At 50.0% G+C, this 11,886-nt stretch carries 10 protein-coding genes; 4 read left to right on the top strand and 6 right to left on the bottom strand.

Annotation, left to right across the window (positions count from 1 at the left end):
• Nucleotides 1–84: 84 nt before the first annotated feature.
• The gene (locus FND52_RS03270) at nucleotides 85–732 is read right to left on the bottom strand and encodes a YchE family NAAT transporter (protein ID WP_125294337.1); all 648 of its coding nucleotides are present in this window, start codon (nucleotides 730–732) and stop codon (nucleotides 85–87) included.
• A gap of 478 nt (nucleotides 733–1,210) precedes the next feature.
• Between FND52_RS03270 and adhE the strand changes: the two genes are divergently transcribed.
• Nucleotides 1,211–3,889 (top strand): bifunctional acetaldehyde-CoA/alcohol dehydrogenase, encoded by a 2,679-nt coding sequence (gene adhE, locus FND52_RS03265; protein WP_125294336.1) that lies wholly within the window; start codon nucleotides 1,211–1,213, stop codon nucleotides 3,887–3,889.
• A gap of 78 nt (nucleotides 3,890–3,967) precedes the next feature.
• Here the strand turns inward: adhE and tdk are convergent, their stop codons facing one another.
• A complete protein-coding gene (tdk, locus tag FND52_RS03260) occupies nucleotides 3,968–4,573 on the bottom strand; it encodes a thymidine kinase (protein ID WP_125294335.1) in 606 nt (201 codons plus the stop codon).
• 558 nt (nucleotides 4,574–5,131) lie between these two features.
• Here tdk and hns point away from each other — a divergent pair.
• Nucleotides 5,132–5,545: a histone-like nucleoid-structuring protein H-NS gene (hns, locus tag FND52_RS03255; RefSeq protein WP_125294334.1), complete on the top strand. Its 414-nt coding sequence runs from the start codon at nucleotides 5,132–5,134 to the stop codon at nucleotides 5,543–5,545.
• Nucleotides 5,546–5,612: 67 nt separating this feature from the next.
• On the opposite strand, the gene FND52_RS03250 is transcribed toward hns, so the two are convergent.
• The 4 genes from FND52_RS03250 to rssB form a co-directional block, all read right to left on the bottom strand.
• On the bottom strand, nucleotides 5,613–6,623 hold the full coding sequence (locus FND52_RS03250) for an NAD-dependent epimerase (RefSeq protein ID WP_144129300.1): 1,011 nt from the start codon (nucleotides 6,621–6,623) through the stop codon (nucleotides 5,613–5,615).
• A gap of 11 nt (nucleotides 6,624–6,634) precedes the next feature.
• The gene (locus FND52_RS03245) at nucleotides 6,635–7,978 is read right to left on the bottom strand and encodes a UDP-glucose dehydrogenase family protein (RefSeq protein ID WP_125294332.1); all 1,344 of its coding nucleotides are present in this window, start codon (nucleotides 7,976–7,978) and stop codon (nucleotides 6,635–6,637) included.
• 23 nt (nucleotides 7,979–8,001) lie between these two features.
• The gene (gene galU, locus FND52_RS03240) at nucleotides 8,002–8,910 is read right to left on the bottom strand and encodes a UTP--glucose-1-phosphate uridylyltransferase GalU (RefSeq protein WP_125294331.1); all 909 of its coding nucleotides are present in this window, start codon (nucleotides 8,908–8,910) and stop codon (nucleotides 8,002–8,004) included.
• Between the two features lie 200 nt (nucleotides 8,911–9,110).
• Nucleotides 9,111–10,124 carry a two-component system response regulator RssB gene (gene rssB, locus FND52_RS03235; protein WP_125294330.1) on the bottom strand — a complete coding sequence of 338 codons (1,014 nt, stop codon included), beginning with the start codon at nucleotides 10,122–10,124 and terminating at the stop codon, nucleotides 9,111–9,113.
• Between the two features lie 403 nt (nucleotides 10,125–10,527).
• Here rssB and FND52_RS03230 point away from each other — a divergent pair, with 403 nt between their 5' ends.
• Both FND52_RS03230 and purU read left to right on the top strand, forming a co-directional pair.
• Nucleotides 10,528–10,986: a YchJ family protein gene (locus FND52_RS03230; protein WP_125294329.1), complete on the top strand. Its 459-nt coding sequence runs from the start codon at nucleotides 10,528–10,530 to the stop codon at nucleotides 10,984–10,986.
• A gap of 49 nt (nucleotides 10,987–11,035) precedes the next feature.
• Entirely contained in the window at nucleotides 11,036–11,878 is an 843-nt protein-coding gene (purU, locus tag FND52_RS03225; RefSeq protein WP_125294328.1) for a formyltetrahydrofolate deformylase, read from the top strand.
• The last annotated feature ends 8 nt before the right edge of the window (nucleotides 11,879–11,886 follow it).

Raw genomic sequence — 11,886 nt, 5'->3', positions numbered from 1 at the left:
CTGAAATGTGGTTTTTGCAATAATGCGAGTAAAATATCAAAAAAAGACGAAGCCAGGCTTCGTCTTTTTTCGAATGAAAGCGCGTCAGGAAACCAGCCCGGGGAATAATGCTTTAATACCCGTTACGATAAATTCAATCCCCAGCGCCATCAGCAGCAAGCCCATAATACGGGTTATGACGTTAATCCCCGTTTGACCAAGTAACCTTACCAGCCACGGTGCCAGCCTGAATACGCCCCAACAGCACAAGGCAAACAGGGCAATCGCCACTGAAAACCCGATAAGATGAGAAATTGAATGGAAGCGCGTACCCCAAACTATCGTCGAACTGATCGCCCCTGGGCCAGCCATTAACGGCAGCGCAAGCGGCACAACGCCAATACTCTCGCGAATAGCGGTTTCTGATTTTTCCTGCTTATTTTGTTTGTCTTCACCAAGCTTGCCGCTAATCATCGACATAGCAATAGTGACGACCAGGATGCCACCGGCGATGCGAAACGAATCAATAGAGATGCCGAAGATTTGCAGGATCCCGTCGCCGAGAAAGAGCGAAGTCCATAAAATGATGGCTACCGACAGGTTGGCCGTGAGGTTAGTTTTATTGCGCGCTGCCGCCGTTTGATAGCTGGTCATGCTGATAAACACCGGGATGATGCCTACCGGGTTGACCAACGCAAATAATCCTATAAAAAATTTAAAGTAGGTTGGCAAATCAAAAAACGACTGCATCACGGGAAGCTCCGCATTCCAGAGGGGGTAGTTGTGGCTTGCGTAATGTAATGGAAAACCTCAACTGCCGTCACGTTCTTTCACAGCACATTTATCTGAATAATATAAAAATGATGGAATTATTTATCTGTGTTATACATGTGTTATATTCATTGAACTTTAATATTTGCATGATGTAATCAGTATTATTTTGTTAACAATTGACTGCGAAAACCCCCTGCTGAAAGGTGTCAGCATGGAAGATATTTGATCCAGATCACACATTTTCTACTCAGAAGTGAGTACTCTTGATTACGCCCCAATTGATAACAACATCATATATTAGTGGTGTTTCAGGTAAGGCTCTTTTAGTAAATAGGTAAATAATAGGTAGTAGCGCCAGGTCACACACTGCCTTTACCAAAGCTGTTTCTCGCTGACTATACTGACGTGTCGAACAGCTGATTTACTAAAAGAGTTTAACATTATCAGGAGAGCATTTATGGCTGTTACCAATGTCGCTGAACTTAACGCACTCGTCGAGCGCGTAAAAAAAGCCCAGCGTGAATATGCCAATTTTACTCAAGAGCAAGTAGACAAGATCTTCCGCGCCGCCGCCCTGGCCGCCGCTGATGCTCGAATCCCCCTCGCGAAACTGGCCGTTGCCGAATCCGGTATGGGTATCGTAGAAGATAAAGTGATTAAAAACCACTTTGCTTCTGAGTATATCTACAACGCCTATAAAGATGAAAAAACCTGCGGTGTGCTGTCTGAAGACGACACCTTCGGGACCATCACCATCGCCGAGCCGATTGGTATTATTTGCGGTATTGTTCCAACCACTAACCCAACCTCTACCGCGATTTTTAAATCCTTAATCAGTCTGAAAACCCGCAACGGTATCATCTTCTCTCCGCACCCGCGTGCTAAAGATGCCACCAACAAAGCGGCAGACATCGTACTGCAGGCTGCAATCGCAGCCGGTGCCCCGAAAGACCTGATTGGCTGGATCGATCAGCCGTCTGTCGAACTGTCCAACGCCCTGATGCATCACCCGGATATCAATATGATCCTGGCGACTGGCGGCCCGGGTATGGTTAAAGCAGCTTACAGCTCCGGTAAACCAGCCATCGGCGTAGGCGCGGGTAACACCCCGGTAGTTATCGACGAAACTGCCGATATCAAACGCGCTGTCGCATCTGTGCTGATGTCTAAAACCTTCGACAACGGCGTTATCTGTGCTTCCGAGCAGTCCGTTGTGGTTGTGGATTCCGTGTATGACGCAGTGCGCGAGCGTTTCGCCACCCACGGCGGCTATATGCTGCAGGGTAGCGAGCTGAAGGCCGTTCAGGACATCATCCTGAAAAATGGCGCGCTGAATGCCGCTATCGTAGGTCAGCCAGCGACTAAAATCGCTGAACTGGCAGGCTTCACCGTACCGGCAGATACCAAAATTCTGATCGGTGAAGTGACGGTTGTTGATGAATCTGAACCGTTTGCCCACGAAAAACTGTCTCCGACGCTGGCAATGTACCGTGCCAAAGATTTTGACGACGCGGTCACCAAAGCGGAAAAACTGGTAGAAATGGGCGGTATCGGCCATACCTCTTGCCTGTATACCGACCAGGACAACCAGCCGGAACGCGTTCGTCTGTTCGGCAACAAAATGAAAACCGCGCGTATTCTGATCAACACCCCGGCATCTCAGGGTGGTATCGGCGACCTGTACAACTTCAAACTGGCCCCTTCCCTGACGCTGGGTTGTGGTTCCTGGGGTGGTAACTCCATCTCTGAAAACGTGGGTCCGAAACACCTGATCAACAAGAAAACCGTGGCCAAGCGAGCAGAAAACATGTTGTGGCACAAACTTCCGAAATCTATCTACTTCCGTCGCGGCTCTCTGCCTATCGCGCTGGATGAAGTGATTACCGACGGCCACAAACGTGCGCTTATCGTGACCGACCGTTTCCTGTTCAACAATGGTTATGCTGACCAGATCACCTCCGTTCTGAAAGCTGCTGGCGTTGAAGTGGAAGTGTTCTTTGAAGTAGAAGCTGACCCGACGCTGTCCGTAGTACGTAAAGGCGCTGAGCTGGCGAACTCCTTCAAACCTGATGTGATCATCGCACTGGGCGGCGGTTCCCCGATGGATGCCGCGAAAATCATGTGGGTCATGTACGAACATCCGGAAACCCACTTCGAAGAACTGGCGCTGCGCTTTATGGACATCCGTAAGCGTATCTACAAGTTCCCGAAAATGGGCGTGAAAGCGAAGATGATTGCTGTCACTACCACTTCCGGTACCGGTTCTGAAGTGACTCCGTTCGCGGTAGTAACCGATGATGCGACCGGTCAGAAATATCCGCTGGCAGACTACGCGCTGACTCCGGATATGGCGATTGTCGATGCGAACCTGGTAATGGAGATGCCTAAATCCCTGTGCGCCTTTGGCGGTCTGGATGCGGTAACCCACGCTCTGGAAGCTTACGTGTCGGTACTGGCGAGCGAATTCTCTGACGGCCAGGCGCTGCAAGCCCTGAAACTGCTCAAAGAAAACCTGCCGGCGTCCTACCATGAAGGGTCTAAAAACCCGGTAGCGCGTGAACGCGTCCACAGTGCTGCAACCATCGCGGGTATCGCGTTTGCTAACGCCTTCCTGGGTGTTTGTCACTCCATGGCGCACAAGCTGGGTTCTCAGTTCCATATTCCGCACGGTCTGGCGAACGCCCTGCTGATTTGTAACGTTATCCGCTATAACGCCAACGACAACCCGACCAAGCAGACGGCATTCAGCCAGTACGACCGTCCGCAGGCGCGTCGTCGTTATGCAGAAATCGCTGACCACTTAGGTCTGAGCGCACCGGGCGACCGTACCGCTGCGAAAATCGAGAAACTGCTGGCATGGCTGGAAAGCATTAAAGCTGAACTGGGTATTCCGAAATCTATCCGTGAAGCTGGCGTGCAGGAAGCTGACTTCCTGGCCCACGTAGATAAACTGTCTGAAGATGCCTTCGATGACCAGTGCACCGGCGCGAACCCGCGTTATCCGCTGATCTCCGAACTGAAACAGATTCTGATGGATACCTTCTACGGCCGTGAATTCACTGAAGGTGGCGTAGCGAAGCAAGAAGCCGTCATCGCACCGGTGAAAGCTGAGAAAAAAGCGAAAAAATCTGCCTGATACTTCAGGCACTAATAAAAACCCGCCTTAAAGGCGGGTTTTTTTATCCCTTATCATCAACCGTAACGCCGAATGTCGTTATTTATTCTGGATCTCTTTCAGAGAGCCTGTCGCCAGCGCGATTTTATAATGCTTACGGCACACGGAGACGTAGCGCTCATTTCCCCCTATTACCACCTGTTCGCCTTCGTTATAAGGCTTACCATGCTGGTCTAAACGCAAAACCATACTGGCTTTCCGTCCGCAATAGCAGATCGTTTTCAGCTCTACCAGCTTATCGGACCAGGCCAACAAATATTGGCTTCCGCTAAATAATTCCCCGCGGAAATCCGTGCGCAGCCCATAACACAGTACAGGAATATCCAAATCATCAACCACTTGAGAAAGCGCATAAACCTGTTCACGCGTCAGAAACTGGCTTTCATCCACCAGAACGCAGTGAATCGCGTCACGCTGGTGCTCAGAATGAATATCCGCATATAAGTCTGTTTTGGGATTAAACAGCCGTGAAGGCGATGAGAGGCCGATACGTGAGGTGACCTTACCCGTGCCGAAGCGGTCATCAATCTCTGCGGTGTAAACCAGCGTCCTCATCCCTCTTTCCTGGTAATTCCACGAAGATTGAAGTAGCGCGGTAGACTTACCTGCATTCATTGCCGAGTAGTAAAAATATAGTTGCGCCATTCGCCGCATCACTCCGTCGTCATGTAATTTTAGCAGGCGGGATTGTACCATATTCTTCTGCGCAGGCAGCGCTGCGGGACATAAGCATGGTGATTTCTGCTACGCCGGTTTCGTCAATATATATAAGAAATGACGTTTATTTTTTGTTCACCCCAGGTAAAACAATTATCCGAAAATTAACGTAACCCCCAGATATGGCAGTACTTTTCAAATTAACCCGTCTCGTTATACGCCTCGCTAAATGTATTTATAAATGTTAGATTTTTTCATCTACAGCCACTCCATAATACATAAGGATGATATTAATGTGAGGCCGCAATAATGGCCTGCCGAAACCGGTAGTTTAGTTATCCGATGCGCAATATTTTGTCCGAAATTTACCTTACTCCCGCTTTTTTTGTGCGGTTGTTCAAGAAAAACGGCCGGGAAATTATTTAGGACTGCTAACATATATTCTGTAATTTTGAATTCCTTACATTTCACCCTATTGCGAAAATTAAATTAAGGCTCTATTATTAGCTCAACAAACCCCCCCAATATAAGTTTGAGATTACTACAATGAGCGAAGCACTTAAAATTCTGAACAACATCCGTACTCTTCGTGCGCAGGCAAGAGAATGCACCCTCGAAACGCTTGAGGAAATGCTGGAAAAATTAGAAGTTGTTGTATCTGAGCGTCGCGAAGAAGAAAGCGCAGCTGCTGCTGAAATCGAAGAACGTACTCGTAAATTACAACAATATCGCGAAATGCTGATTGCTGACGGTATTGATCCGAATGAATTACTGAACAGCATGGCAGCGGTTAAAACCGGCGCTAAAGCAAAACGCGCTGCTCGCCCGGCTAAATATAGCTATATTGATGAGAACGGCGAAAGCAAAACCTGGACTGGCCAGGGCCGTACCCCGGCAGTAATCAAGAAAGCTATCGAAGAGCAAGGCAAACAACTCGACGATTTCCTGATTAACGAGTAAGTTTCCTGAACTCAATAAAAAATCCCGCTTCGGCGGGATTTTTGTTTTCATTCACTCATAACAATTATTAAGCGACGTGGTAGAAATTTTTATACCAGTCAACAAATTGCTGAACGCCTTCTTCAACTGAGGTATGCGGTTTAAAACCAATAACCTCATATAACGCCTGTGTATCCGCGCTGGTGGCCAGCACATCACCAGGCTGCATCGGCAGCATATTCTTAATCGCTTCTTTGCCAAGGGCTTTTTCCAGCGCTGAGATGTAATCCATGAGCGCAACCGGAGAGCTGTTACCGATATTGTAGACGCGATATGGCGCAGAGCTGGTCGCCGGAGTGCCCTCTTCAACCGTCCAGTTAGCATCAGGTTCAGGTATAACATCCTGCAAACGAACAATAGCCTCGGCAATATCATCAATATAGGTAAAGTCCCGGCGCATCTGCCCGTGGTTATAAACATCGATGCTTTTGCCTTCAATGATGGCCTTAGTAAATTTAAATAGCGCCATATCAGGACGCCCCCACGGCCCATAAACGGTAAAAAAGCGCAGCCCCGTTGTGGGTAATCCGTAGAGGTGAGAATAGGTGTGCGCCATTAATTCATTGGCTTTTTTTGTCGCTGCATAGAGAGAAACCGGATGATCGACTGAATCTTCAGTCGAGAAAGGCATTTTACGGTTTAAACCATAAACCGAGCTGGACGAGGCGTATAATAAGTGTTCAATTTTATTGTGGCGGCATCCTTCCAGAACATTTAAGTGACCAATCAGATTTGCCTGCGCATACGCATGCGGGTTTTCCAGCGAATATCTCACCCCGGCCTGAGCCGCAAGATGAATCACGCGCTGGAACTGCCCTGTGGAAAATAACGTCGCCATGGCTTCTCCATCGGCGAGGTCTATTTTGTCAAAGCGAAAGGCGGAATGCTTTTTGAGAAGATCGAGGCGGGCAAGTTTGAGATTAACATCGTAATAGTCATTCAGGTTATCGATTCCGATAACCTGGTGACCGGCAGCAAGCAGATGCTCGCTTACATGAAAACCGATAAAGCCTGCTGCGCCGGTAACCAGAAATTTCATATGACCCTCATTTATTTTGCAATATTAATGGATGCTCCACGGCCAATTGCATAATAAACAAAGCCGCGCTTGTCGAGCCTGACGGGATCATACAGATTACGACCATCAAAGATAACCGGTTGTTTCAGTGATTTTTTGATGGCATCGAAATCCGGCGCACGGAAAGCCTGCCATTCAGTACAAATCACTAACGCATCTGCGCCCTGCAGCGCCGATTCTTTAGTTCCCATCAGGCGTAAATCCGCGCGATGCCCATAAATGCGCTGCGTCTCATCCATGGCCTCAGGATCGAACGCCTGAACCACAGCACCGCGTTTCCAGAGTTCTTCCATCAACACACGGCTGGAGGCTTCACGCATGTCATCAGTATTCGGTTTGAATGACAGACCCCACAGCGCGAACGTTTTACCCTGAAGATCCTCGCCGAAATGGCGGATGATGAACTCAGGGAGCTTCATCTTTTGATCTTCGTTCACCTCTTCCACTGCTTTCAGGATGCGTGGCACATAGCCGATTTGCTCCGCCGTACGGATCAGCGCCTGGACGTCTTTCGGGAAGCAAGAGCCGCCGTAGCCGCAGCCAGGGTAAATAAAGTGGTAGCCGATACGTGAATCGGAACCGATGCCCTGACGCACCTTTTCGATATCGGCACCCAGACGTTCCGCCAGGTTAGAAATCTCATTCATAAAGCTGATTTTGGTCGCCAGCATGCAGTTAGCTGCATACTTGGTCAGCTCTGCGCTGCGGATATCCATTAAAATCAGGCGGTCATGATTGCGGTTAAACGGCTCATAGAGCTCGCGCAGTAGATCGACGACATCATTATTATCGGTGCCGATGACGATGCGCTCAGGACGCATACAGTCGGAGACTGCCGCCCCTTCTTTGAGAAACTCCGGATTCGACACCACATCAAAAGCCAGATCGCTACCGCGCTGCTTAAGCGTGTCAACCATCACCTTGCGAACTTTATCCGCTGTGCCCACCGGCACCGTGGATTTATCCAGCACAACTTTATGGTCCGTCATATGCTCAGCAATGGTTCGCGCCACGGCAGTCACATATTTCAGATCGGCGGAGCCGTCTTCATCTGGCGGGGTGCCCACGGCGATAAACTGCATAACGCCATGATCGACACCCTCTTTCGCATCAGTGCTGAAATGAAGACGACCTTCTTCGTAATTTTTCTTAACCAGCGGCGTTAAGCCTGGCTCATAAATAGGGATGATACCCTGCTTAAGGTTCTCGACTTTTTTTTCATCAACATCGATGCACATCACATCGTGTCCGACTTCCGCCAGCACCGCGGCCTGTACCAGGCCGACATAGCCAATACCAAATACGGTTACTTTCATTGTTTTATCCTGCGGTGAGAAGCTTATTTCTTAACGCCAACCGCGCTTTCAAGCCAGGTTTTAAATTCTTCGCCCAGCGTGTTGTGACGAATACCGTATTCAACGAACGCCTGCATATATCCGAGTTTATTACCACAGTCGTGGCTCTTGCCTTTCATGTGGTAGGCTTCAACGGTTTCTTTATCCATCAGCATCGCGATAGAGTCAGTCAACTGGATTTCGTCACCGGCTCCCGGAGGGGTTTTCGCCAGCAGCGGCCAAATATCCGCGCTGAGCACATAACGGCCCACGACCGCCAGATTTGACGGCGCTACGTTCGCTTTGGGTTTCTCAACGATGCCAACCATCGGCACGCTGTCGCCCGGGCTCAGCTCTACGCCTTTGCAATCCACTACCCCATAAGCTGTGACGTCTTCAACGGGCTCAACCATAATCTGGCTATTACCGGTTTCATCAAAGCGCTGGATCATTTCTGCCAGGTTATCCTGGGACAGGTCGGATTCAAATTCATCAAGGATTACGTCCGGCAGGATCACGGCGACCGGCTCGTCACCAACGACAGGATGAGCGCACATGACCGCGTGGCCCAGGCCCTTCGCCAGGCCCTGACGCACCTGCATAATGGTGACGTGCGGCGGGCAAATGGATTGCACTTCAGCCAACAGCTGGCGCTTAACGCGTTTTTCCAGCATGGCTTCCAGTTCAAAACTGGTATCGAAATGGTTTTCGATGGAATTTTTTGATGAATGGGTCACCAGAACAATTTCGGTGATACCGGCTGCGATACATTCGTTAACTACATATTGAATCAGGGGCTTATCAACCAAAGGCAGCATTTCTTTAGGGATTGCCTTAGTTGCAGGCAACATACGCGTCCCCAGACCCGCAACTGGAATTACCGCTTTTCTCACTTTGGAATTAATGGCAGCCATGTAAATTTCTCCTGAACCGTTCAAGTTTTATACTTGTTCGTCAATTAAATATCGCGTTCGAGTATATCAGCATAAAAACATCGTGGGTGCTGATGACGCCGAAGCGCGGCAATTTCGGACTAATATGAAGAAGTTGCCGCGATATTAACACCTTGAGTATCGCGGCAGGAAAAGCATTCTGGCATTTTTAAATCAAATGGTTATTCTGCAGACAGCATCAAGCGAAGACGGCCGCCCGCACCCCAAATCTGGCATTGCCATGCTTCGCACGGCTGGCTAATTTGATTTAAATAAGTATTGCCTAATGTGCCTAAAGGGACACCGTTGTTGAGCTGAATTTGTTGCTCACCGGTATTAAGCGTTGCGTTAAGACCCGCTGAAACTAATATCAGATTTTTTAATCCGCTGTGGTAGTAGCCAACTAATAAGGGGAACTGGCCCGTTAAGTTCGCTTGACGCAACAATTGATTAACCTGCTTGAGCAAATGGCCCAGTTCAGGCAGCCGCTGTTTCTGGCGCGAGAGTTGTTCTTGCAATAACCCGTTAAACAGTGCGCGCAATAATAACGCCGCCAGCACGCCGTTATTTCCCGCGCGGGTCACATCGAGACAATAAAACGCCAGGTCGCGATCGGAAAGCGGCGCGATATCCAACACCATGCCTGGCTCATTGGCAGAAACCAGCTGACGATAATTAACCCGGCAATGGGAGATCACCTGCTGAACCGGAGGCTGGAGCTCCTGAAGCAGTGTCGCCGCCGCCTGAGGATTACTGACCAGCGCGTCCCAGTCCTGAAACAGCCGTTCTTCTTCCTCAACGCGGGAATTAAACATCGCGGGATATAAACAGGAAAAGATCGTTTCGCGTAACCGGTTTAAATCTTTCACCGGTTTCAGAATGACGTCCTGAACCCCGAGGCGCAGCGCTTTAGCGATATCGGACATATTCTCCGTCGCGGATATGACCAGAATCGGCAGTTGATGGCCTTCATTGCGCACATGTTCCACCAGCTTCAGACCGTTCATGCGCGGCATCGCCAGGTCGCAAATCAGCAGATCAGGTACCGCGTCGGTCATTTTTTCCAGGGCTTCGACACCGTCGACGGCGACCAGGGTTAACGCGCCCAGAGAGGCCAACCAGGAGTCCAGCAACGAGCGGAATACTGGCTCGTCCTCAACGATGAGAATTTTTTTTCCGGACAAGGGTTGGGTCATGCGATCACCTCTGACTGACGATATTTAAATAGTGGCATGCCCGAGCCGCTATCGCCTGTCAGAATATCCCGAAGAAAGGAGCGAAATGCCTGATAAAATCGCGCAACAGAAGCCGACTGCACGAGATTTGGACAATAACGCACGTAAAGATCGATGGAATGCGGGCCGCCAGCGTAGCGCGCCGCCTGTGTGAGCGTTGTCTCTGTATCTGATAACAATGTGTTTCGTAAAACAGTTAATGCATCAATCGAGTCCACTCTTATGGTGTTACTGCTGAATATCACTCTCATTTCGTCTCGATTGCTCCCCCGGTTCTTCACAGCATGGCATCAATGCTGCCAGTCAGTTAACATAGGGCCGCCTGGCGATAAACGCCGTTTATTTTTATTCAAGGAGCCTCGCTTTGTCGCAGCTTTGTCCTTGTGGCAGCGCTCTGGAGTATAGCCTATGTTGCGCGCCTTATATTAGTGCAAACGTAGCGGCACCCAATCCAGCGCGGCTTATGCGGTCTCGTTATTGTGCTTTTGTGACGAAGAACGCGGATTATTTGATTAAAACCTGGCATCCCAGTGTGCATGCAGCCGAGTTCCGCGCCGAAATTGAGGCCGGATTTGCCGGCACAGAGTGGCTGGGGCTGACAATTTTTGAGGAAGCGGCGGGCCGTAGCGAAGACGAAGGCTATGTCAGCTTTGTGGCGCGCTATCGCGAGAACCAGCGAAATGGCGCAATCATCGAGCGCTCACGTTTCTTGTTCGAAAACGGACACTGGTATTATATAGACGGACAGCGCCCGGAATTTGGACGTAACGATCCCTGCCCTTGCGGGTCAGGTAAAAAATTTAAAAAGTGTTGCGGGCAATAGGGCCTTAACAGCACTCAATAAGCAGACACTCAACAGGATTTCCCCGGTAATGCAATCTATTCAACGTAAAGTACTGCGCACTATCTGCCCGGACCAGAAAGGGTTAATCGCGCGCATCACCAATATTTGCTACAAGCACGAACTGAACATTGTGCAGAACAATGAGTTTGTCGATCATCGCACCGGGCGTTTCTTTATGCGCACCGAGCTGGAAGGCATTTTCAACGACGCCACGCTGCTGGCCGATCTGGATGGCGCGCTGCCGTCGGGTTCGCTGCGCGAGTTAAATCCCGCCGGTCGTCGCCGGGTGGTGATTCTGGTTACTAAAGAAGCGCACTGTCTGGGCGATTTGTTGATGAAGGCCAATTACGGCGGCCTGGATGTGGAAATTGCCGCAGTGATTGGCAACCATGACACGCTGCGCACGCTGGTGGAGCGCTTCGACATTCCCTTCCAGCTGGTGAGCCATGAAGGGCTAACCCGCGAAGAGCACGACAATAAGATGGCGGAGGCGATTGAGTCTTACCAGCCGGATTACGTGGTGCTGGCGAAATATATGCGCGTTTTGACGCCGGAGTTCGTGGCGCGTTTCCCGAACCAGATTATCAACATCCACCATTCGTTCCTGCCGGCGTTTATCGGCGCGCGCCCTTATCATCAGGCTTACGAGCGCGGGGTAAAAATCATCGGCGCGACGGCGCACTACGTGAATGACAACCTCGACGAAGGCCCGATCATTATGCAGGACGTTATTCACGTGGATCACAGCTACACGGCGGAAGATATGATGCGCGCCGGTCGTGATGTAGAGAAAAACGTCCTCAGCCGCGCGCTGTACCACGTCCTGGCGCAGCGGGTATTTGTTTACGGCAACCGCACAATCCTGCTCTAAACGCGTAA

The sequence above is a fragment of the Atlantibacter subterraneus genome (assembly GCF_007570865.1).
GTDB classification, from domain to species: domain Bacteria; phylum Pseudomonadota; class Gammaproteobacteria; order Enterobacterales; family Enterobacteriaceae; genus Atlantibacter; species Atlantibacter subterraneus.
Note: the sequence above shows the minus strand (reverse complement) of the source record. Positions and strands in the feature narration are given on the sequence as shown.